We start from the raw sequence: 23,891 nt of genomic DNA on the forward strand, positions 1-23,891 counted from the left end.
GAGGGATCAGCACCGACGGCTCGGGGTCGGGGGGATCACGCGGAGCCGTCGACCGGTGCCTCGCCCGCGAACGCGGCGCGCACCAGCGCGTCGACGTCCATGTCCTCGATCGCCGAACGCTCCTCCGGCTCCGACGGCTGCTCGGGGAACAGCTCGGTCAGCAGATGGTCGGCCAGGCGCGCCGGGTCGGCGTGGTCGAAGATGAGGGTGGCGGACAGGCGCAGGCCGGTGGCTGGGGCGAGGCTGTTGCGCAGTTGGAGCGCGGCCAGGGAGTCGAGCCCGAGGTCGGTGAATCCGGTCGCGGTATGGATCTGCGCGGGATCCTCGTAGCCGAGTACGGCGGCGGTGTGGGCACGGACCAGGTCAAGCAGAGCCCGCCGCCGTTCCTTGGGAGACAGCGGCGCAAGGCGTGCCGCAAGGTTCTCCGGCGCGGGTTCGGTCATCTGCTGCGCCCGGGCCGTCGTCGTCCGTACAGTGAACCCGCGCAGCAGAGCGGGCAGCTCAGGCCGTTCCCGCAGCGCGGCCGCGTTCAGGCGCACCGGGACGAGCACGCTCTCCTCGGCGTCCAGGGCGGCGTCGAACAGGATGAGTCCTTCGGCCGGGGTCAGGGCCTCGATGCCTTCGCGGGCGAGCCGGTCGAGGTCGACGGCGTCGTCACTGCCCTGCCACGGCCCCCAGGCCAGGGAAATGGCGCTCAGTCCTCGGGCACGCCGGTGTTCGGCCAGCGCGTCGAGGAAGCGGTTCGCGGCGGCATAGTTCGCCTGACCGGCCGTGAGCACCAGGCCTCCGACCGAGGAGTAGAGCACGAACGCGGCCAGGTCCAGATCGGCGGTGAGTTCGTGGAGGTGCCAGGCCGCGTCCGCCTTGGCCCGCAGGACGCGGTCGAACTGAGCGGAGCTCAGCTTCTGGAGCACCGCGCCGTCCATCACCCCGGCCGCGTGCACGACGGCGGTGAGCGGGTGCTGCCCGGGGATCTGCCCGAGCATTCCGCGCAGCGCTTCGCGGTCGGCCACATCACACGCGGCGAAGGTGACGTGGGCTCCGAGCCCGCGGAGTTCGGCGTCCAGTTCCTGCGCGCCGGGGGCCTGCGCTCCCCGTCGGCCGACGAGCAGCAGGTGCCGGACCCCGTGGACCGTCACCAGGTGCCGGGCCAGCGTCGCGCCGAGCAGTCCGGTGCCTCCGGTGATCAGGACAGTACTCTGCGGATCCCAGGTGGGGGCCTTGCCACCGGGTGCGATGCGTCGCAGCCTCGGCACGCGAACCTCGCCGGCGCGGATGGCGGCCTCGGGTTCGCCGGTGGCGACGGCGGCGGCGAGGCTGTGCCGGGAGGCTTCCGTCCCGTCTGTGTCTATCAGCTGGATCCGGTCCGGGTGCTCGGCTTGTGCGGCGCGGACAAGTCCCCACAGCGGTGCGTGAACCAGATCAGGGCTCTGCCCCGGCTCCGTGGCGACCGCGCCGTGGGTCAGGATCACGAGTCGGTCGTCCGCGTCCCGTGGTCCGGCCAGCCATGACCGCAGTGATTCCAGGTTGTCCAGCAGGGCGTGGCGCACGGCCCCGGGAACGTCATCGGTCGGTCCGGGAACCGCGCCGCAGTCGAGCAGGGTGACGCCTTCCGGGAGTTCCGCGGTGACAGCGTCCGCGATGGGCAGGGGATTCCACGCGATCTGATAGAGGTGCCGGGCCCCACTCGCGCCATCGGTCGGAACCGGTCGGGTCACCAACTCCTCAACGTGTGCCACCGGCGCGCCCGAGGAGTCGGCGATCCAGAGTTCAGCAGCGTTGTCCCGCGCTGGCGTCTTACGTGCGCGCACTCGCAACGCCGTCGGGCCCCTGCCGTAGAGGGTGACGCCCTTCCACGCAAACGGGATCGTGGCTTCGGTCAACGCCGCGGGGCCTCCGGCCAGGAAGTCCATGGCGCCGAGTGCCGAGTCGAGCAGGGCGGGGTGTATGCCGTACGACGCAGCATCGCCGACCGAGTCCGTCGGCGGGGCGATCTCGGCGAAGACCTCATCTCCACGGCGCCACACCGCCCGCAGTCCCTGGAACGCCGGGCCGTACCCGAAACCGAGTGCGGCCAGGTCCTCGTAGACCCCTGACAGGTCGAGGCGATCGGCGTCAGCCGGCGGCCAGGCACCCAGGTCGGAGAGAGCAGAGGAACCGCCGACCGCCAGAGTGCCGCTCGCGTGCAGGACCCATTCGGCACTGGTTCGAGACGGTTCATCAGGACGCCCGTACACCGAGATCCCGCGGCGCCCATCCTGGTCCGGGCCGCCGACCACGATCCGGACCGTGACCGCCCCGTCGCCGGGAAGGGACATCGGCGTGTGCTGAATCAGCTCCTCGATCACGGCGCACCCGACCTCCGCGCCGGCGCGCAGCGCGAGTTCCACGAAGGCGGTCCCCGGCAGCAGCGTGCGGCCGAGCAGCACGTGGTCGGCGAGCCAGGGCCGGCGCTCGGCCGACAGACTCCCGGTGAACAGCACCTCATCGCTGCCGGGCAGGTCGACGACGGCGCCGAGCAACGGGTGCTCGGCCGAGACCAGGCCGGCCGCGCCGACGTCGCCCTGCGCGGGAGTGGCCCGGAGCCAGTACTCCTTGCGCTGGAAGGCGTAGGTGGGCAGGTCGATCAGGGTCCCGCCGGAGCAGAACGGGGCAAAGTCCACCGGAACGCCGTGGACGTGCAGCGTCGCGGCGGCTCGGGTCAACGCGCCGGTCCCGGTCTCGTCACGATGCAGGGTGCCGGTGACCACCGCCGGGTGGTCGAGCTCGTCCAGGGTTTCCCGCACACTCGCGGTCAGCACCGGGTGCGCGCTGATCTCGACGAACGCGCCGAATCCGGCCTGGGCCAGAGTACGGACGGCGACGGCGAAGCGGCCGGACTCAGACTCGGGCTCGCGCAGGTTGGCCTGCCAGTACCGGCCGTCCACCTCGGGACCGTCCAGCCAGGCGCCGGTGAGGTTGGAGAACATCGGGACGGCGCGCTCCGTCGGGGTGACGGGTACGTCTTCGGCAGGCTCCGCGCCGACCGCCCGGCTGTGAGCCGCGATGATCCGCGCTCCGTCCGCCAGGCAGAGGATTCCAGCAACGCAGGCAGCTGCCACCTCACCGTACGAGTGGCCCACGACCGCGTCGGGACGCACGCCGTGCTCCTCCCACAGCGCCGCAAGGGCGACCATGACAGCCCACCGCACCGGCTGGACCACCTCTGGCCGGTCCAGCGGCGGCGCCCCGTCGATGCCGCGCAGCACGTCGGCGACCGACCACCCCACGTGGGCGGCGAGCGCCGCGTCGCACTCCGCCAGCCGCGCGGCGAACGGTGCGGAGGTGTCGAGCAGGCCGGCCGCCGTGCCGGTCCACTGGCCGCTCTGTCCGGGGAAGACGAACACTGTACCGCCGGTCACGTCCACGGCTCCGGTCACGCACTGCGCGCTGGTGCCGCCGTCAGCCAGGGCTCGAAGGCCCGCGGTCAGTTGTTTCCGGTCGGAGCCGAGCACGACGGCACGGTGCTCGAAGGACGACCGGCTGACGGCGAGGGTGAACGCGACGTCGGCAGGACGGGCGTCGGGATGGCCGTCGAGATGCGCGGCCAGGCGCCCGGCCTGGGCCCGCAGCGCGGCCTCCGAGCGGGCCGAGACGAGCCAGGGCACTGGATCCGTACCCTGATCACGCCGACCGCCCTCATCGCCCACGCCGCCTACGCCGCCTACGATCTCCGGCGCGGAGGGCGCCGCCTCCAGGGCGCCACCCTCTTCCAGGATCACGTGGGCGTTGGTGCCGCTGATCCCGAAGGAGGACACCCCCGCCCGGCGCGGACGTCCGGTGGCCGGCCACGCCCGGCGCCCGGTCAGCAGCGACACCGCGCCGGCCGACCAGTCCACGTGCGGTGACGGCGCGTCCGCGTGCAGGCTGCGCGGCAGCACGCCGTGCCGTAGTGCCTGCACCATCTTGATCACTCCGGCGACGCCGCTGGCCGCCTGCGTGTGGCCGATGTTGGTCTTCACCGAGCCGAGCCACAGCGGACGCCCCGGCTCGCGCCCCTGACCATAGGCGGCCAGCAGCGCCCGCGCTTCGATCGGGTCGCCGAGCCGGGTGCCGGAGCCGTGTGCCTCGACGGCGTCCACCTCCCAGGGCTCCAGCCCCGCCGCGGCCAACGCGGCCCCGATCACCCGTTCCTGGGCCGGGCCGTTGGGGGCGGTCAGGCCGTTGGAGGCGCCGTCCTGGTTGACGGCGCTGCCGCGCACGACGGCCAGGACCGGATGGCCGTTGCGCCGTGCGTCCGAGAGCCGTTCGAGCAGCACCACTCCGGCGCCCTCGGCCCAGCCCACACCGTCGGCGGAGGAGGAGAAGGACTTGGAGCGGCCGTCCGGTGCGAGCATCTGCTGCCGGCTGGAGTCGACGAACAGGTCGGGCGTCGAGAGCACGGTGACGCCGCCGGCCAGCGCCAGGCCGCACTCCCCCGCGCGCAGCGACTGGGCGGCCAGGTGGATGGTCACCAGGGACGAGGAGCACGCGGTGTCCACGGTGATCGACGGGCCCTGCAGTCCCAGCAGGTAGGAGACGCGTCCGGACACGATCGAGCCGGAGCTGCCGTTGGCCAGGTATGGGAGCACGTCCGGCGAGGGCTGCTTGACCCGGCTGCCGTAGTCGTCGTACATGGCGCCCGCGAAGACGCCGGTCAGCGTGGACCGCAGCGATCGCGGGTCGATGCGGGCCCGCTCGATCGCTTCCCAGGACACTTCGAGCAGGAGCCGCTGCTGCGGGTCCATCGCCAGGGCCTCGCGCGGGCCGAGGCCGAAGAAGGCCGGGTCGAACTCGGCGGCACGGTGCAGGAATCCGCCTTCGCGGGTGTAGGTCTTGCCCGGGCGGCCGGGTTCGGGGTCGTAGATGCCCCCGACGTCCCAGCCGCGGTTGACGGGGAATCCGGACACGGTGTCGCTCTCGTCCATCAGCAGCCGCCAGAGCGCTTCCGGCGTCTCGATGTCTCCGGGATAGCGGCAGGCCATGCCGATGACGGCGATCGGCTCGTCTCGGGTAGTCACGGCCGCAGCGGTACTCGTGGCCGGAGTCGCAGTCCCGACCGGCTCGGGGGCGCCGAACAGCGAGTGCTTGATGAAGTCGGCGACCGAGCGCGTGGTCGGATGGTCGAACACAAGCGTGGCCGGGAGCGTGGCCCCGGTCGCCGCGCTGAGCGCGTTACGCAGTTCGATCGCCGTCAGCGAGTCGATGCCGAGTTCGCGGAACGCGCGGTCCGCGTCGATCGCGCCGGAGGTGTGGCCGAGGGTCGCGGCGACGTGCGTGCGGACCAGGTCCAGCAGGTGCCGGTGGCCGTCGGACTCGCTCAGCCGGGCCAGCCGGCTCCTCAGGTCGGCGGCGGGGCACGAAGTGGCGGCCGCAGGTCGCGGGGGCGCGGTGAGGAAGCCGCGCAGCAGCGCCGGAACCCGGTCGGTGCGGGCGCGCAGGGCGGCCGTGTCGATCGGCAGCGGTACGAGCACGGGCTCACGGCTCCCGAGCGCGGCATCCAGGGACCTCAGACCCTGGCGGACGGCTATCGCGGGCATGCCGAGGCGGGCCATGCGGTGCAGGTCGTCCTCGCGCAGCGCGCCGCCGAGACCGGTGTCGTGGGCCCACAGGCCCCAGCCGAGCGCGGTGGCCGGCAGGCCGAGGCTGTGCCGCCGCGCCGCCAAGCCGTCGAGGAAGGCGTTGGCGGCAGCGTAGTCCCCCTGCCCGGCGGCCAGGACCGTGCCGCCGGCCGAGGAGAAGAGCACGAACGCGGCGAGGTCGAGGCCGCGGGTCAGCTCGTGCAGATGCCAGGCGGCGTCGGCCTTCGGCCCGAACACCTCCGCGAGCCGGGCGGCGTCCAGCGAGCCGGTCAGTCCGCCCCCGGCCACCCCCGCGGCGTGCAGGACGGCGGTCAGCGGGTGTCCGCCGGGGACGGAGGCGAGCACGCCGGCCAGGGCCGCGCGGTCGGCGACATCGCACGCGGCGATCGTCACGCGCGCGCCGAGGGCTTCGAGGTCGCGGCGCAGTCCGTCGGCGCCGGGGGCGTCCGGGCCTCGCCTGCTCAGCAGGAGAAGATGCCGGACGGCGTGTTCGGTCACCAGGTGGCGTGCCGTCAAGGCACCGAGGCCACCGGTGCCTCCGGTGATCAGGACGGTCCCGTCGGGATTCCATGGCTTGGCCGGAGACGGAGTCGCGCTCGACACACGCACGAGCCTCGGTACGCGCACCGTGTCCTCGCCGATGGCGGCCTCGGGCTCGTCCGAGGCCAGCACCGCGGGCAGCAGTTGCGGCCAGGTGTCGTCGGAGCGGTCCACGAGGACGAACCGGTCCGGATTCTCCGCCTGGGCGGCGCGGACCAGGCCCCAGACGGCAGCGTGATCGGGGCGGATGTCGTCGCCGATCGCGGTGGCGCCATGGGTGAGCACGACGAGAGGGGTCGCGGCGAAGCGTTCGCCGGCGAGCCAGGCTTGCAGCGCGGCGAGCACCGTCCCGGTCACGGCGTGCGCGGCGGCCGGAACCCCAGTGCCGCCATCGGGGCAGATCAGTACAGCCGCTTGGGGCGGAGCCGATTCGGCGTCGAAAGCTGCGATGAGCTCGGCGACATCGGCGCCGGACACGAACCGGCTCGAGTTCGCGGCGTTATCAATATCCTGATGGACGGCCACCTCGTGCCACGCCACGTGAAGCAGCGGAACATCCCCATCCCCGACGGGACGGGAGACGAGCGAGTCCACGGACGCGACCGCCCGGCCCGCCGCGTCGGCGACCTGGATCAGGCTGACCTCGTCGCCGGACAGCCGCACGATCCTGACGCGGAGCTCGCGAGCACCGGCCGCGTACAGCGTCACACCGTTCCAGGCGAACGGGAGAAGCGTCGGCCCGTCGGGGGCCGTGAGCAGGTCGGCGTGCATCGCGGCGTCGAGCAGCGCCGGGTGCAGGCCGAATTCGGCGCTGCCGACGGTCTCGGGCAGGGTGACTTCGGCGAACACCTCCTCGCCGCGCCGCCATGCCGCACGCAGGCCCTGGAATGCAGGCCCGTAACCGTAGCCACGCGCCGCGAGCTGTCCGTAGGCGTCGGTGACGTCGACCGGTTCGGCGCCGGCCGGGGGCCACTGCACGAACTCGAAGCCCGCGGCCCGAGGCGCGGCGCTGAGTACCGCGGTGGCATGACGGGTCCAGTCGGCCGCCGCGTCGTTGTCCGGGCGGGAGTGGATGGTCAGCGTGCGCCGTCCGCCCTCCACCGGACCCGCGACGAGTTGCAAGGCCAGACCGTCGTGCTCGGGCAGCGCGAGCGGATCGGTGATGGTGAGCTCGTCGACGCGCGTACAGCCGGCTTGCTCCGCGGCCCACAGCGCGAGGTCGACGAAGCCGGTACCGGGCAGCAGGACCGATCCACGGACCACGTGGTCGGCCAGCCACGGCTGCGTGCCGGCCGAGACCCGGCCGGTGAACACGAGCTCTCCGGTTCCGGCGAGCTGGACCACCGCACCGAGCAGGGGATGCGCGGCCTGCTGCAAGCCGACCGCGGACGCGTCGAGCGCGGGCTCGGCGTCGATCCAGTAGCGGGTGTGCTCGAAGGCGTAGGTCGGCAGGTCGAGCGCCGCGGTGCCGCCGCCGAGCACAGCGCGCCAGTCCACGACGGCTCCGTGGACGTGCAGCGTGCCCAACGCCGAGACCGCCTCGCGAACCTCGTCGCGGCCGCGGCGCATGAGCGAGGCGTACACGGCGTGCCGGATATCCGGGTCCTGATTCGGCCGACCGCGTTCGGCCAGGGCGGTCAGGACCCGGTCGGGACCGATTTCGAGGAAGGTGTCGGTGCCCTGTTCGACCAGGGCGGCGACCGCGTCGGCGAAACGGACGGTCCGGCGGACGTGGCCGACCCAGTAGGCGGGATCGCAGAGTTCTACCGAGGTCGCGAGGCGGCCGGTCACGGTGGAGACGATCGGGATGCGCGGCGCGTGATATTCCAGGCCGGCCGCGACCTTCGCGAAGTCGGCCAGCATCGGTTCCATCAGCGGCGAGTGGAAGGCGTGGCTGACCACGAGGCGGTGCGGCTCGGCGCCGCGAGTCCGGACGGATTCGGCGACCGCCAGGACGGTCTTCTCCTCGCCGGAGACGACGACCAGTTCCGGCCCGTTGACGGCGGCGATGTCGGCCAGCTGCTCGCGTCCGGCGAGGAGTTCTCTGACCTCCTGCTCGGTACCGGCCACGACGACCATGGCACCGCCGTCGGGCAGGTCGTCCATGAGCGCTCCGCGCGCGGCGACCAGCCGGGCCGCGTCGGCGAGCGAGAGCACGCCCGCCACGTGCGCCGCGGAGATCTCGCCGATGGAGTGGCCGGCCAGCACAGCGGGCCGCAGGCCCCAGGATTCGGCCAGGCGGAACAGCGCCACCTCGATCGCGAACAGCGCGGGCTGGGCCAGCCGGGTGCGGTTCAGCCGCGCGGGATCGTCGTCCTCGAACACGACCTCACGAAGGGATCGGGCGAGCAACGGGTCCAAGACCTCGGCCACCTCGTCGAAGGCCTGCGCGAAGACTGGGAAAGCCTGGTACAGCCCGCTTCCCATGCCCGCGTGCTGGGCGCCTTGGCCGGAAAAGAGGAACGCGGTCTTGCCGCGCTCGTGCGCCGTGCCACGAAGGACGACGGACGAGGGTTCGCCGTCGCGGAGCGCGTCCAAGCCGCGCAGAAGTTCGTCGGGCCCGGTCGCGACGATCACGGCGCGTTGCTCGAACGCAGAGCGCGTGTTCGCCAACGATCCGGCCAAGGCGCGCAATGAAATGTCTGCCCGCCGCGAGAAGTCGGCGTGCAGCCGCGTGGCCTGCGCCACGAGAGCGGTCGGGCTCCGCGCCGAGATCAGGAACGGCAGCGGCGTGGACGGTATGGACGGCGCGGGATCGGCATCGGCTTCAGGCTCCGGTGCGGTAGGCGCCTCTTCGACGATGACGTGCGCGTTGGTGCCGCTGATCCCGAAAGACGAGACACCAGCCCGACGAGGTCGCTCCCCGCGCGGCCACGGCCGCGATGTGGTGAGCAGTTTCACCGAGCCGGCCGACCAGTCCGCCTGCGGCGTCGGTTCGTCCACGTGCAGGGTCGCCGGCAGCCGCTCGGCGACCAGGGCCTGCACGGTCTTGATGACCCCGGCGACCCCGGCGGCGGCCTGTGGGTGGCCCAGGTTGGACTTGACCGAGCCGAGCCACAGCGGTCGGCCGGATTCGCGGTCGGCCCCGTAGACCGCTTGCAGAGCGCTGATTTCGATCGGGTCGCCGAGCGTCGTGCCGGTACCGTGGCCCTCCACGGCGTCCACGTCGGCGGGGCGCAGGCCTGCTGCGGCCAGCGCCTGGCGGATCACCCGCTGCTGGGCCAGGCCGTTGGGCGCGGTCAGCCCGTTGCTGGCACCGTCGTGGTTGACAGCCGAGCCGGAGACCACGGCGAGTACCCGGTGCCCGAGGCGCCGAGCCTCGGAAAGCGTCTCGACGGCCAGGACGCCGACGCCCTCGCCCCAGCCGGTGCCGTCCGCCGCGGCGGCGAAGGACTTGCACCGCCCGTCGGCGGCCAAGCCGCGCTGCCGGCTGAAGTCGACGAACGTGTCCGGGGTCGCCATCACCGTCACGCCGCCGACCAGCGCGAGCGTGCATTCCCCGGCCCGCAGCGCCTGGAGCGCCCAGTGCAGGGCGACCAGCGAGGAGGAGCACGCGGTGTCGACGGTCACGGTCGGCCCCTCCAGGCCGAGCGCGTAGGCCACACGGCCGGACACGACACTGGCGAGGCTGCCGTTGCCCAGATGCCCGGCCAGTTCCTCAGGCACCTGCCGGCCGAGCCGGGTCGCCCAGTCGTGGTACATCACCCCGGCGAACACGCCGGTCCGGCTGCCGCACAGCGTGTGCGGATCGATGCCCGCGCGTTCGAGGGCTTCCCAGGACGCTTCGAGCAAGAGCCTTTGCTGCGGGTCCATGGCCCGGGCCTCGCGCGGGCTGATGTCGAAGAAGCCCGCGTCGAACTCGGCGGCGTCGTACAGGAAGCCGCCTTCGTTCGCGTAGCTGGTGCCCGGCACCACACGGTCGGGGTCGTGGAGCGCGGCGAGATCCCAGCCGCGATCGGTCGGGAACGGGCCGACGGCGTCGACGCCGTCGGCCAGCAGGGTCCACAGGTCCTCAGGCGAGCCGACGCCGCCGGGGAAACGGCAGGCCATGCCGACGATCGCGATCGGCTCGTCGGTGCGGGCGGGGGCCGTGGGCGCGGTTTCCGCGACCGGCGCGGCCGACAACTGCTGCCCGAGGTAGTCAGCGAGAGAGCGCGGGTTCGGGTAGTCGAACACGAGCGTGGACGGAAGCGTCAACCCGAGCCGCTTCTGCAGAACGTTGCGCAGATCGACGGCGGCGAGGGAGTCGAAGCCGAGGTCGGTGAACGGCCGTCCCGGACTGATCGCCGCCGCGTCCTCGTGCCCAAGGACGCCCGCGATCAGCGATCGCACCAGATCGAGCAGAGCTGGCAGTGCGGGCACCGCAGTCGAGGACGGTGACGGCGCCGGGGCCGGAACGAGTTCGCGCAGCAGGGCGGGCACGCCGTCGGCGCGGGCCCGCAGCGCGGCGCGATCGACGGTGAGTGGAACGACCGAACTCAGCCCGCTGACGAGCGCCGCGTCCAGGGCCGCGAGACCCGCTTCGGGGGTCAGCGGCGTCAGGCCCTGCCGGGCCACGCGGTGGCGGGTGACGGCGTCCAGCCGAGCGGCCATGCCCTGCTCGCCCGACCAGGCGCCCCACGCGATCGAGGTGGCGGGCAAGCCCGCCGCAGCGCGTTCGGCGGCGAGGCCGTCCAGGTACGCGTTGGCCGCGGCGTAGTTGCCCTGGCCTGCGCCGTCCACCAGGGAGGCCGCGGACGAGAAGAGTATGAACGCGCGAAGGTCAAGATGGCAGGTCAGTTCGTGCAGATTCCGGGCGCCGACGGCCTTGGGGCGGCAGACGGCGTCGAACTTCTCCCGGGTCAGGTCGGCGAGCAGGGCGTCGTCGAGGACGCCCGCCGTGTGGACGACGGCGGTGAGCGGATGTTCCGCGGGGATCTCGCGCAGCGTCTCGGCCAGCGCGGCACGGTCGCCGACGTCGCACGACGCGATCCGGACCTGTGCTCCCAGCTCGCGAAGCTCCGCTGCGAGCGCGGAAGCACCGGGCGCGTCCGGGCCGCTCCGGCTCAGGAGCAGCAGGTTGCGCACCCCGTGGACGGCCACGAAGTGACGGGCCGCCAGGGAGCCGAGGCCGCCGGTACCGCCGGTGATCAGGACCGTGCCGTGTTCGGGCCAGGACGACGGCGTCTGCGCCACGGCAGCGCTGCGGACCAGCCGAGGCGCTGAGAACTCGCCACCACGCACCCGCAGTTCCGGCTCGCCGCAAGCAGCCGCCCGGGCAGCAAGATCCGGGGTCGGCTCGTCGGTATCGGTGTCGGTGTCGGTGTCCAGGAGCACGAAACGGCCCGGGTGTTCGGCCTGGACCGCCCGGACCAGGCCGCGCACGGCCGCCGCGTTCGCTCCCTCGGAAATCGCCAGGACGAGCGGAGACCTCGCGTCGCCGCCCTCGGCGAGCCGACCGCAGAGAAGGTCCGTGACGTGGCAGAGCGCGTCCGTCAACTCGCCTGGCGTCTCAATATTCACGAACGCCGCATCCGAGATCGAGCCGCGCGATACGACAGACCGCCACGCGATCTCGTAGAGCGGTTCGGCGCGCGGGCCGCCGAACGTGCCGTTCGGAACCGGCCGGCTACGGAACCCCGCGATCGAGGCGACCGGAGTTCCGGACTCGTCGGCCAGATCCAGGGCGACGCCGCCGTCGTCCGGATGCGAAGTGATGCGCGCGCGCAGCACGGAGGCGCCTGGGGCATACGCGGTCACGCCCCGCCAGGCGAACGGAAGCCGGATCTCGCCCGGCTCGCGGGCCTCACCCTCGGCGAAGTCGGTGGCGTGCAGCACCGCGTCCAGCAATGCCGGGTGCAGCAGGTGGGCGCTCGCTTCGACCGCTTCCGGCAGGGCGACTTCGGCGAAGACCTCGCCGCCGCGCTTCCAGACGGCGCGCAGACAACGGAACGTCGGACCGTAGCGGTAGCCCTCATCGGCCAGACTCTCGTACAGATCAGCGATGTCGACCGGCTCCGCACCCGTCGGCGGCCACTCGGCCAGGCCGACGTACGACGGTCCGGCCTGCGTGGTCAGGACGGCTGTGGCGTAGCGCGTCCACGGCGCACCCTCTTGCTCGCTACGCGCGTGGAACTCGACATTCGCGCGACCGTCCGGTCCGGGCGGTGCCACGACGGCCTGCAAGGCGAGACCGCCCGTCGCCGGGAGCACCAGCGGCGCGAGCAGCGTCAGCTCCTCCACCGCCGCACGACCGACGAGCTTCGCCGTGTGCAGCGCCAGGTCCACGAAGGCCGTGCCCGGCAGCACGCAGGAGCCTGCGATGACGTGCTCGCCGAGCCAGGGCGCGGAATCCGCCGAGAGCCGTCCGGTCAGCACGGTCGCACCGCTGTCCGCGAGCCCGACGGCGGCCGTCAGCAGCGGATGCCGGGAAACGCTCTGCCCGAACAGTGCCGCGTCCACGCGGGCCGAGGCCGAAGGGGCGAGCCAGTAGCGCCGCCGCTGGAACGGGTAGGTGGGCAGCTCGACGCGGCGCGCGCCGGTTCCAGCGTAGAACGCGCCGCGATCGACCGGCGTGCCGCGTACGTACGCGGTGGCCACGGCGGTGAGAACGGTCTCCGGCTCCGGGCGATCGCGACGCAGCATCGGCAGGAACTCGATGCCCGCATCCTCGACGCAGTCACGGGCCATCGCTGACAGGACCGCGTCCGGGCCGAGTTCGAGCACTGTGCGTGCCCCGGCGGCGGCCAGCGCGCCCACGCCTTCGGCGAACCGCACGGTCTCGCGCACATGCCGCACCCAGTATTCGGGAGTGCACAGCTCATCGCCGGTCGCCGGGCCACCGGTCAGGTTGGAGATGACCGGGATGCGCGGCGGGTGGTACTCGACGATGCTCAGGATCCTGCGGAAGTCGTCGAGCATCGGTTCCATCAGCGCCGAGTGGAACGCATGCGACACGCGTAGCCGAGTTGTCCTGCGCCCCTCGGTGGCCAAACGCCTCAAGACCATGTCGAGGTCGGCTTCGGGGCCGGACAGGACGACCGACTCGGGACCGTTGACCGCGGCGATGCCCACGCCGCCGGTCAAAAGAGGCCTGACATAGTCCTCGGTCGCATTGACGGCTGCCATCGCGCCGCCCTCGGGCAGCGCCTGCATCAGCCGCCCGCGCGCGGCGACCACGGCGCACGCGTCCGGGACCGACCACACGCCCGCGACGTGTGCGGCCGTGAGTTCACCGATCGAGTGACCGAGCAGGACGTCCGGGCGCACCCCCCAGGACTCGACCAGCCGGTAGAGAGCGACTTCGAGGGCGAACAGGGCGCACTGCGCGTAGCCGGTGAGCTGGAGCGTCGCGGCGTCCACGCCGTACAGCACCTCGCGCAGCGGCCGATCGAGCTGCAGATCGAGGTGGCCGACGATCTCATCGAAGGCGTCGGCGAACACCGGGAAGGCCTCGTGCAGTGCGCCACCCATGCCAAGGCGCTGCGAACCCTGCCCGGTGAAGAGCATGGCGAGCCCGCCTGCCGCGGCCATACCTTGGACCAGCCTGGTTTCGGCACCACCGGCCGCCAGCGCGTCCAGCCCGCTCAGAGCGTCCGCGCGGTCTGCGGCGAGGACGACGGCCCGGTGCACAAGCGAGGCGCGCGTGGTCGCGAGCGAGTATCCAACGTCCGCCAGCGCGTTGGCCTCCTCGCCCAGGACGGATGCCAGGGAGCGGGCCTGCGCACGCAGGGCCGAGTCGCTTCGTGCGGAAAGCATGATGGGCAACGGAGATACCGGCACGCCGGAGTCGGTCTCCGCGTCTCCATCAGTCTCCACCGCTGCGGGCGCCTGCTCGACGATGACATGCGCGTTGGTGCCGCTGATCCCGAAGGAGGAGACGGCGGCGCGGCGGGGCCGGTCCACGGTCGGCCACGGACGCTGCCCGGTCAACAGTCGTACTCCCCCGGCTGACCAGTCCACGTGCGGGGTGGGTTCGTCCACGTGCAGGGTCGCCGGCAACGCCGCGTTCCGCAGAGCCATGATCATCTTGGTCAGGCCCGCCGCGCCCGCGGCGGCTTGGGCGTGGCCGATGTTGGACTTGACCGACCCGAGCCACAGCGGGGTTTCCGGGTCGCGGTCCCGGCCGTACGTCGCCAGCAGCGCCTGGGCCTCGATCGGGTCGCCGAGCGTGGTCCCGGTGCCGTGTGCCTCGACGGCGTCCACGTCGGCGGCCGAGAGCCCGGCGTCGGCCAACGCGGCCCGGATGAGCTTGCGCTGCGCCAGGCCGTTCGGCGCCGTCAGCCCGTTCGACGCGCCGTCCTGATTCACCGCGCTCCCCCGGACCACGGCGAGGACCGGATGTCCGGCCCTGCGCGCGTCGGAGAGGCGTTCGAGGACGAAGATGCCGACGCCCTCGGCGAACCCGGTGCCGTCCGCGGCGGCGGCGAACGCCTTCACCCGCCCGTCGGCCGCCAGACCGCGCTGCCGGGAGAAGGCGGTGAAGGTGCCGGGACCGCCCATCACCGCGACGCCGCCGGCGAGTGCGAGCGTGCACTCGCCGCGCCGCAGCGACTGGACGGCCAGGTGCAGGGCGACCAGGGAGCCGGAGCACGCGGTGTCCACGGTCAGCGCCGGGCCTTCGAGCCCGAAGGCGTAGGCGACCCGGCCGGAGACGACGCTGGGCGCCGCGCCCGCCAGCAGGTAGCCGTCCAGACCGTCCGCCGCCTCGTGGAGCCGCGGGCCGTATTCCTGGGGCTCGGCGCCGATGAACACGCCCGTGGCCGAACCGCGCAGCGCACTCGGATCGATGCCGGCGCGCTCCAGCGCCTCCCAGGACGTCTCCAGCACCACGCGCTGCTGCGGGTCCATCGCGGCGGCCTCGCGCGGGGAGATGCCGAAGAAGTCGGCGTCGAACTCCGCGGCGTCCGCAAGGAACCCGCCGGTGCGCACGTACGCGCTTCCGGGGGTGTCCGGGTCCGGATCGTAGAGCCCTTCGAGGTCCCAGCCGCGGTCGGTGGGGAAGTCGCCGCTGACGTGCCATCCGTCGGCCACCAGCTGCCACAGGGCTTCCGGCGAGTCCGCCCCGCCCGGGAAGCGGCAGCCGATGCCGACGACGGCCACCGGTTCGTCGGACGCGGACCGGCCCGAAGCGGGGATACCCGTCTGCTCCGCGTCCACCTCCGTCTCCGTGCCGAAGAGCAGCGCGAGCAGGTGCCGGGCCAGATCGGCCGGCGTCGGGTGGTCGAAGGCGACGGCGACCGGGAGCGCCAGACCGGTGTCGGCGCTGAGCCGGCCGTGCAGGGCGACCGCGCCCAGGGAGTCCAGACCGAGGCTTTGGAAGCTGCGGTCCGGCTCCGCCGCCTCGGTGGCGCCCGGCCTGATCTCACGCACCACCGCGGTGACGCGGTCCTGGACGAGGCGGACGAGGTACCGTTCGCGCTCGGCGGCGGGGAGGGCGGCCAGTGCGGCGGTCAGGTGAACGGGATCCGGTGTGCTCATCGCCGAAGTGCTCCGCGGTTGTGGTGTGCGACGGGGACTGGACCGGCGGTCAGCGCCGCCGCGTCGAAGGTCTGCTGGACGTAGGAGAGCGAGGCCAGGAAATCGGCCGCGGTCCACGGGCCGTCGTCCGTGCGGGCAACGAGGCCGCCGAGCGGCAGCGCGCCGATCTCGGCCCACCCGAGCCGCCCGTCCGGGCCGATCCGGCCGCGCGCCCGCCCGGCGTTGTCGGGGTGGATGCAGTAGGGGACGTCGAGCAGCCCACGTGCGAAAGCGCGCAGGAGCGCATCGCCCAGATCGGCCGCCTGGTCCACAACGGCGTCGATGAGGACCCGCGCCTCCCGGTAGACCGGGCCGCCGTCGTGCGCGAAGTCCGGCGCCGGGGCCCCGGCCGCCCGGCGGGCCGCCGCGTCGGCGTATTCGAGGGCTGCCACGTTCTCCGCGATGGTCGGGATCCGCACGGCCTCGGCGACGGTCTTGACGATCAGGCGTTGCGCCCCGCCGGCCACGGCAAGCTCTGCGGCGCCGGCGAGCAACGCCCTGGCCCCTTCCGGGGTGCTGGGATAGCGGCCCATGTAGGCGTAGACGACGACATGCCAGTCGCCGGTCAGCAGCTCGGCGCACAGCCGCCGCAGCGCCGCCAGGGCCTCCAGATCCTGGCCGGGGTGGGTCTGCTGGGCATAGCTGACCGAGACGTCGGCGACACCGTGCTGCTGGAAGAACATCGCCTCCAGCACGCTGAGCGCGACCAGCTCGCTCGGCGGGCACAGCTGGCCGAGCATGCAGCCGCCGAACGTCTCCAGATGCGGCCGTTCGGCGGCGCCGGTCATCAGCTCGCAGACCTCCCGCCAGTTGCGGACGGACTCCGCGAGCGGGGTGCGCCCGTAGGGCAGACAGTAGGAGACCGGACCGCCCTCGGTGGCGTACAGCCCGGCCTCGATCAGCGCTTTGATGATCCGCCGGGGCCGTGCGGAGCCGTGCCGCACCTGGACCGGGAACCCCTCATCTCGGACCCCGTCGAGCATGGCGCGGGTGGTGGCGGCCGGGTGGCTCGCGATCGGGTATCCGTTGAGCGTGGCTCGGCTGCGCAGTGCCTCGGCGAGCGCCGCCATGTCGTCCAGCCGCGTATAGCTGTCGACGGTGATCGTGCCGACCGTGGCGGCGGCCGCGTGCCGGGTGGCGACCAAGCCGGCCCGCATGACCTCCGGCGATCCGAAACCCATGCGCGGCTGCACGACCAGCCGCCCGGCCGCGTGAGCGCGGCGGACGGCCTCACCGAAGCTCACGCGAGGCCCCCACCGTGAGTTCGTGCACGAACCGGCGCAGCAGCACCGGGCCGTCCGACGCGTCGTCGAAGACCGCGTCGAACCCGGCGGCGGCCAGGTCGGCGCCGATCCGCGGATCGGCGCCGCCGACACCGAGCTTGCCGCCGATCACCACCGGCAGGGTGCGCAGCGCGCCGTCCGCGCGCAGCTTGCGGATCAGCCGCAGTCCGTCCTGCCCGCCATGTCCGTTGATGCTGCTGAGCACCACGAAGATCGGCTGGAGCCGCAGACAGGTCGAGATGAGCAGTTCGTCGGGTACGCAGGATCCGAGATTGACGACCGGGTAGCCGAGTTCCTCGACGAGCAGTTGCAGGTAGACGAGGTTCCAGGTGTGCGCGTCCGAGGACGTGCCGCTGACGATCACGGGACCTTCCCGCTCCCGCTCCCGGTCCCGCTCCGTAGCGTCGAGCGTGAGCGCCATGTTCACCGCCGGGCCTGCTCGACGTGGGTGCGGCGCGGTTCCAGGCGCGTGGCCGAGACGACCTCGCCGCCGCGCAGCGTCACCTCGACGGGAGCGGGCCGGCTCAGGAAGTGCACCAGACTCGCGGACAGGCCATAGGCGCCGACGTTCGGGATCGTCACCAGATCTCCGGGCGCCAGCGACGGCAGCTCGACGTTCCGGCCGAGGCTGTCGCCCGGTGTGCACAGCGGCCCGACCAGGCTGCCGCGCTCGGCCGCCGGCTCCTGGCCCGGTTCGAACTGGACGGCGGCCGGCAGCAGGCGGCCGATCCCGGACAGGCCGCCCAGGACGTTGATGCCCGCGTCGAGCACGACGAACGGACCGCCGCGGCCCCGCTTGACGTTGACCACCCGGGCCACCAGGCACCCGCTCCCGGCCACGAGGTAGCGTCCTGATTCGCACACCGGCCGCGGCCGGCCGGCACGCCAGTCCGGCAGATGCAGGTCGAGCAGGCGGGCGAGTTCGGCGCGCAGCTTCGGATACGGCGTGCGGCGGCCCGGCACCGCGTACGGGGCGGCGAATCCCCCGCCGAGGTCCAGCAGCTCCAGCGGAAGGCCGTGATCGCGGCCGAGGGCGGCGGCCGTCTCGATGACGTGCTCGTACTCGGTGAGCAGGCTGTCGGCGTCGGCGGCGTTGCTCATGGTGAAGAAGTGCGCGCCGACCACCCGGGTGCCGGGCGTGCGCAGGAGCTCGGGCAGGATCTCGGCTATGGTCTCGCCGTCGATGCCGAACTGGGAGGGCCGCCCGGTCATCCGGATGCCGGTGGCCGCGCCGGCCGAAGCGATGTTCAACCGGAGCAGGCAGCGCGCGGTGACGCCGTGCCGCAGCGCCGCAGCGCCGATGTGCCGCAGGTCCGACGGGGACTCGGCGGAGAAGGTGCGCACGCCGAGGCTGATCGCCCGGTCGAGTTCGGCGTCGGTCTTGCCGGGCCCGGTGTACAGGCAGTTCCCGGCCGGGTGGCCGCCGGCCAGCGCCGCGTCCAGTTCGCCGGTCGAGCTGACCTCGGCCCGGCACACCCGCTCCGCGCCCTCGCGCGCCGCTCGGACGAGGTCGACATGCGGGTTGGCCTTCAGCGCATAGTAGAGCTCGAATCCTTCGGGCAACGACGCGACCAGCTCGTCGCGCGCCGTGGTCACCTCGTCGAGGTCGTAGACGTACAACGGGGTGCCGTAGCGTTCGGCCAGCTCGGCAACGTCGGGCGCGGTCATCGGCGGGCCCGGTCCGCGGTCGCGTGCGCCGCGTCGATCAGGCGGGCCAGTTCGGCGGTCGCGTTCTTTCCGTGCGCGGTCAACGGGAACTCGGCCACGACATGGCAGATCGCGGGCACCTTGGCCGGCTCCAGACGGCGCGCGAGTTCGCGGAGCACTGTGTGCCCGGGCAGGTCGGCTTCCACACACAGCGCGAGGTCGCGCTCCCCGTCCGGCGGGACCGCGCCGGCCGCGCGAACGCCGGGGATGTCCATCGCGGCGGCCTCGATCTCCAAGGTGCTCATCCGGATTCCCTTGCGTTTGAACATGTCGTCGCGGCGGCCCTCGAAGTAGAGGTAGCCGTCCTCGTCGAGGCGGCCGTAGTCGCCGGTGTGCAGCCGGGGCTCGCCGGTGGCCGGATCGCGGCGGAAGGCGCGGGCGGTCAGTTCCGCGGACCGCCAGTAGCCGGGCATCACGTGCCGGCCGGCCGCGACGATCTCCCCGGTCTGCCCGGGCGGCAGCTCGCGCCCGGCGTCGTCGAGGATCAGCACTCTGGTACCGGGCAGCGGCAGGCCCACCGAGTCGGGCCGTTGGTCGTCCTGGTCCGGGGGCATGATCGAGATGCGCTTGCACTCGGTCTGCCCGAACTGCCGCACCACGCGTGTCCCGGGGAACGCCGCCCGCAGCGCCTCCGTCGTGGACGCGGGCAGCGCGGCGCCGGTGTTGGTGAACAGACGGACCGGGGCGCGGCCGGCGGAGGAGTCCTCGCGGGCGGCGAGCGTGGTCAGCATCGCGGCGAGTGAGGGCACGATCGGCACGATCGTCGCTCCGACCTCGCGCATCCGGCGCAGCAGGGCGAGGTCGGACTCCTCTCCCGCGAGCACGATCTGCGACCGGCCCAGGCAGGCCAGCAGGACCTTGTAGAGGCCGTAGTCCCAGGACAGCGGGAAGCGGCAGAAGACCACGTCGTCCGGCCGGTAGCCGAGCACCGCCTGAATGGCGCGGGCGGCGAAGGTGATCTGGGCGTGCGGTTCGATCACGCCTTTGGGCTCCGCGGTGCTGCCCGAGGTGTAGACGAGTACTGCGACATCCTCCGGGTGCGCCCCGGCGGCCTTGGCCCGCGCGCCTTGCTCGCGCAGCGACTCGACTTCGCGCCAGACATCGTCGAAGCCGTGTACCGGGGTGTCGGTGAGCTCGCGCAGCCGCGGCGTCTCGGCGTCGGCGGCGACGATCAGCCGGGGCTCGGCGCTGTCGATGACCGATCCGAGATGGAAGGGCTTCATCGCCGGGTTGATCGGGACGAACACCGCGCCGTGCCGGGAGGTCCCGTAGAACATCGCGGTCTGCGGGCGCGCGGTGGGCAACTGGACGAGGATCCGGTCGCCGGGGCCGACACCGTGCCCGGCCAGCCAGGCGGCGAAGGCGTGGCTGTGCTCGTCGAGTTCGCGGTAGGTCCACGCGCCGACCGCGTCGCGCACCGCCGTGGCGTCGGGGACCTCGCCCGCGGCTTCGTCGAGCAGTGTGTGGACGAAGGCGGCCGGACCGTTCGCCACGAAAGGGGCCTCCGGCACGGCCGGGTGCAGCGCGAGCGCGTGTTCGGTCAGCCGGGCGCGGTCGATCTTCCGGTTGGCGTTCACAGGGAATTCCTCCACGTGGTGGAAGTGACGCGGCACCACGGTCTCGGGCAGCGTTTCGCGCAGTCGTACGGCGAGCTCGACGGGGCGCACGGTCTCGCCGGTGTAGAACACGACGAGTTCGGTGGTGCCGTGCTTCGGGACGCCGACCACGACCGCGTCGCGCACCGGGGTCCCGGTGCGCAGCGCGTGCTCGACCTCGGCGGGTTCGATACGCCAGCCGTGCACCTGGACCTGGGAGTCCGCACGGCCCAGGTAGGCCAGTTCGCTCCCTTCGATCCGGCGCACACGGTCGCCGGTGCGGTACCAGCGCCGGCCCTCGCGGTGCACGAACCGGCCGGTCTCGTCGGCCGGGTCGAGGTAGCCGGGGCTCAGCTGCGGCCCGGTGACGCAGAGCTCGCCCTCGTCCTCGACGGCCCGGCCGGCCTCGTCGAGCAGGACATGGTCGTGTCCGCCGTGCACGCTCCCGATGGGCACGACGCCGTTGACTGCCAGCGCGGCCGAACGCGGCTCCGACCACCGGTGTGCGGCGACGGTCACGGTCAGCTCGGTGGGTCCGTAAAGGTTCTCAAGGGTCGAATTCGACGCGGCGCGCTGCCAATCGGCGGCGTCGCGGCACAGCAGCGGCTCGCCGGCGAACAGGGACCAGCGCAGGCCCGGCAGGGAACCGGGGAACAGTCCGCTGGTGCGCCGGGCCAGCGCGATCGCTCCGGGAGTGGAGAACCACACGGTGACTCGCCGCTCGTTCAGGAACGCGGGCAGATCGCGGTAGGCGTACGGCGGCACGGTCTGCAGGCTCGCCCCCGCACCCCACGCGGTGAACAGATCGAAGACGGCGCAGTCGAAGTTCAGGTCGAAGGACTGCGAGAAGACGTCGCCGGGGCCGAAGTCGTAGCGGGCGTCGAGCAGCCCGAAGTAGTGCCCGGTCGCGCCGTGCGTGACAGCCACGCCCTTGGGACGCCCGGTTGATCCCGAGGTGAACAGGATGAAGGCGGGATCCTCGGGGCGGACGCCGCGGGGCTCGTCGAGCGCGGTCGACGCGGCAGTGAATCCGGGCCCGAACACGACGACATCCGCGCGATCGCCGAGCAGTTCGGATGTGAGCGCCGTACCCCACTCGTCGACGACGAGCGCGGTGGCGCCGGATGCTTCGAGCATCCGCCGGGTGCGGGCCGCGGGGAAGTCGGGGCGGAGCGGCACGACCGCGGCCCCGGCGTACAGACCGGCGAGGATGCCCGCGTAGGCGGCCGGTTCCTTGTCCGCGAGGACCGCGACTGTGCGGGCGCCGGTCTCGGCAAGGGCCCCGGCCTGCCGCAGTGCCCTGTCATGCAGCTCTTCGTAGGTGGCGGACGCACCGGCGCAGCGCACAGCCGGGCCGCGCGGGGTCAGCGCGAGCCCGCGCAGAAAGCGCTCGTGCACAGCGCCCGCGACTGCCCTTTCCATGTTCTCCTCTTTACCGCGAAGGGAATTCCTACCGAGCTATGTTGCGTCAGACCCACTTCTCGGTATGCTCCGGCTCATGTGGGATTCGCAATTCGAGCAACTCATCCGCAGCTACCTGCCGTTTCTCCCGGAACGCGAACCGCTTGAGGAGAACACCTCACTCCGGAAATACGGACTTGATTCCTTGGGCACGGTGGAACTCCTCTCCGTACTGGAATCCGAATACCAAATGCGTTTCCCGGAAGAGTCTCTGACTATGGAGACCTTTGCGACCCCGGCCGTTCTGTGGCTGGCGCTCGCGGCGGTGCGCTCAACGACCACCACCTGATCCGCCGGGTGCCGGGCCGGCCCGGCGGCGCGGCTGCAGGGCGAGCCAAGGGGTGGCCGAGACCACCTCGAAGGCCCTCGTCGTGCAGCCGACCCGGCCGAACAGGCTGTCCGGCCCGGCCACGCAGACCCGCTCGACACCGAGGCCGCGCAGCCCAGCGACGGCCTCGGGCCAGCGCAGCGGGCGGACGAAGCTGTCGAGCAGCATGGCCCGCACCCCCGCGCCGTCCTTCACCACGGATCCGTCCTGGTCGGCGATCAGCGGCAGGAGCGGGTCGGCGAATGCGAGTTCTGCGAAAACCCCCTCGGCGACCATGCGGCGCAGCCCGTCGAACGCGGAGGAGTGCATCGGCGGGCGCATCGTGTAGAGGGAGAGGCCACCGAGCGAGCGCACCGCGCGCTCAAGCCACTCCAGATCCGTCTCCCGCAGCGAGACCATGAACAGGTCACGATCGATGTAGCAGGAGACGTCAGACCAGCCGCCACGCGCGGCGTGCCCGTCGAGCAGTTCCCTGACCCGCTCCTCGGGAACCCGGGCGAACGAGTGGGTCACCACGTCACGGTGCTCGACGGCGAAGTACTCCTGAAGGCAGCGCGCGATCCGGGCCGTCATCCACACCCCGTCCTCGAAGGACAGCGCCCCGACGCGCACGGCGGCCGGTTTCTCACCGAAGCTCGGTCCGACGCAGGCGATCGGCTCGACGCCGAGCTCGTCCTCGGCCCACTCGGCGAGCGCGAGACAGGCCACGAAGAAGGACACCTGCGCGTACTCGGAATAGTCGCCTTCGGCGGCGGCGAAGCGGTCCGTCAGCGGGTAGCCGAGGCGGGCGTCGGCGGCGGCGGTCAGGCGCCGGGCGCGCCGGTCGAGCAGCAGGAACCTGCCGAGGTCGGCGAACCGGGTCGGCCCCATGCCGGGGAAGACCAGGGCGGTGCCCGGGCCGGGCAGGTCGTCGTCGCTCATCAGGATCGCGTCTCCAGGCCGGCGAGGAAACCGGAGACCACCGCGTGGAATCGCTCGGGCTCCTCCAGATGGGGCACGTGGCTGGAGTCCTCGAAGATCTCCCAACGGGCATCCGGGATCAGCTCGTCGAACGGACGGACCGTCACCGGGGTGGCCTCGTCGTACCGGCCGGACAGGACCAGCGTCGGCACGGAGATCTCCGGCAGCCGGTCCTCGACCGACCAATCCCGCAGCGTGCCGATGACGTGGAACTCGCTCGGGCCGTTCATCGTCCGGTAGACCGTCGGGTTGTCGGCCGTCTCCATGAAGGAGGCGAGGTAGTCCCGGGGCCACGGGTCGATGCGGCAGACATGCCGGCCGTAGAACACCCGCATCGCCTCGAAGTACTCGTCGGAGTCCGTGGTACCGGCTGCCTCGTGCCGCCGCAGTACCTCGTCCACGCCGTCGGGCAGAGCGGCGCGCAGCACCTCCATCTCGCTGCGCCACAACCGGTACGAGGCCGGGGCGTTGGCGATGATCAGACCCCGCAGTCCGGCGGGCCGGTCGGCGGCGTGCCGCGCGGCGAGCATGCCTCCCCAGGACTGCCCGAACAGCACGTAGCGCTCGGCGATGCCGAGCCCTTCCAGCAGGTTCGCCAGCTCGTCCAGGAACAGGCCGGGCGTCCAGAACTCCGCGCCGTGGTCGGGCAGTCGGGTGGATCCGCCGTTGCCGAGCTGGTCGTAGTGCACGACCGCCCGGCCGTCCTCGGCCAGCGAGCTCAGCGCGAGGAGGTAGTCGTGGCTGCTGCCGGGACCACCGTGCACGACGACCAGCGGCGGCGCTTCGCCGTCCAGCCTTCCGGTGACCCGGTACCACGTCCGGAACTCTCCGAACGGCAGCCAACCTGTGGCGACTGAGGCCACCGCCATGTTCGCTCTCCTCGCACGCGGGACAACCTCGATCATGCCCTCGGCCGCCT

Annotated in this window: 8 protein-coding genes; 1 reads left to right on the forward strand and 7 read right to left on the reverse strand. The window is 72.6% G+C overall.

What is annotated here, in order from left to right; genetic code table 11:
* Positions 1-35: 35 nt before the first annotated feature.
* The 5 genes from ABIA35_RS36845 to ABIA35_RS36865 are packed head-to-tail and all read right to left on the reverse strand — an operon-like array spanning position 36 to position 21,645.
* A complete protein-coding gene (locus tag ABIA35_RS36845) occupies positions 36-15,599 on the reverse strand; it encodes an SDR family NAD(P)-dependent oxidoreductase (RefSeq protein WP_370361013.1) in 15,564 nt (5,187 codons plus the stop codon).
* Positions 15,596-16,882: a methylaspartate mutase gene (locus ABIA35_RS36850; RefSeq protein WP_370344826.1), complete on the reverse strand. Its 1,287-nt coding sequence runs from the start codon at positions 16,880-16,882 to the stop codon at positions 15,596-15,598. The genes ABIA35_RS36845 and ABIA35_RS36850 overlap by 4 nt, the downstream gene beginning before the upstream one ends.
* Entirely contained in the window at positions 16,869-17,342 is a 474-nt protein-coding gene (locus ABIA35_RS36855) for a cobalamin B12-binding domain-containing protein (RefSeq protein WP_370344873.1), read from the reverse strand. Before ABIA35_RS36855 ends, ABIA35_RS36850 begins: the two co-directional genes overlap by 14 nt.
* A gap of 2 nt (positions 17,343-17,344) precedes the next feature.
* A complete protein-coding gene (locus ABIA35_RS36860; protein ID WP_370344827.1) occupies positions 17,345-18,589 on the reverse strand; it encodes a type III PLP-dependent enzyme in 1,245 nt (414 codons plus the stop codon).
* Positions 18,586-21,645, reverse strand: coding sequence for an AMP-binding protein (locus tag ABIA35_RS36865; protein ID WP_370344828.1), 3,060 nt, complete (start codon positions 21,643-21,645; stop codon positions 18,586-18,588). Before ABIA35_RS36865 ends, ABIA35_RS36860 begins: the two co-directional genes overlap by 4 nt.
* 76 nt (positions 21,646-21,721) lie before the next feature.
* Here ABIA35_RS36865 and ABIA35_RS36870 point away from each other — a divergent pair, with 76 nt between their 5' ends.
* The gene (locus ABIA35_RS36870; RefSeq protein WP_370344829.1) at positions 21,722-21,973 is read left to right on the forward strand and encodes an acyl carrier protein; all 252 of its coding nucleotides are present in this window, start codon (positions 21,722-21,724) and stop codon (positions 21,971-21,973) included.
* Here ABIA35_RS36870 and ABIA35_RS36875 read toward each other — a convergent pair.
* Together ABIA35_RS36875 and ABIA35_RS36880 are read right to left on the reverse strand one after the other, a co-directional pair.
* Positions 21,956-22,933, reverse strand: coding sequence for an ACP S-malonyltransferase (locus ABIA35_RS36875; protein ID WP_370344830.1), 978 nt, complete (start codon positions 22,931-22,933; stop codon positions 21,956-21,958). The genes ABIA35_RS36870 and ABIA35_RS36875 overlap by 18 nt on opposite strands.
* Positions 22,933-23,841, reverse strand: coding sequence for a proline iminopeptidase-family hydrolase (locus ABIA35_RS36880; protein WP_370344831.1), 909 nt, complete (start codon positions 23,839-23,841; stop codon positions 22,933-22,935). Before ABIA35_RS36880 ends, ABIA35_RS36875 begins: the two co-directional genes overlap by 1 nt.
* Positions 23,842-23,891 lie beyond the last annotated feature (50 nt).

This window comes from Catenulispora sp. MAP12-49, from assembly GCF_041262705.1.
In the GTDB taxonomy this organism is placed as follows: Bacteria; Actinomycetota; Actinomycetes; order Streptomycetales; family Catenulisporaceae; genus Catenulispora.

Excerpts from the sequence above, each read along its gene's own strand:
- ABIA35_RS36875 (WP_370344830.1), bottom strand. The coding sequence starts at position 22,933 with ATGAGCGACGACGACCTGCCCGGCCCGGGCACCGCCCTGGTCTTCCCC.
- ABIA35_RS36845 (WP_370361013.1), bottom strand. The coding sequence starts at position 15,599 with ATGAGCACACCGGATCCCGTTCACCTGACCGCCGCACTGGCCGCCCTC.
- ABIA35_RS36855 (WP_370344873.1), bottom strand. The coding sequence starts at position 17,342 with ATGGCGCTCACGCTCGACGCTACGGAGCGGGACCGGGAGCGGGAGCGG.
- ABIA35_RS36860 (WP_370344827.1), bottom strand. The coding sequence starts at position 18,589 with ATGACCGCGCCCGACGTTGCCGAGCTGGCCGAACGCTACGGCACCCCG.
- ABIA35_RS36870 (WP_370344829.1), top strand. The coding sequence starts at position 21,722 with ATGTGGGATTCGCAATTCGAGCAACTCATCCGCAGCTACCTGCCGTTT.
- ABIA35_RS36880 (WP_370344831.1), bottom strand. The coding sequence starts at position 23,841 with ATGGCGGTGGCCTCAGTCGCCACAGGTTGGCTGCCGTTCGGAGAGTTC.
- ABIA35_RS36865 (WP_370344828.1), bottom strand. The coding sequence starts at position 21,645 with ATGGAAAGGGCAGTCGCGGGCGCTGTGCACGAGCGCTTTCTGCGCGGG.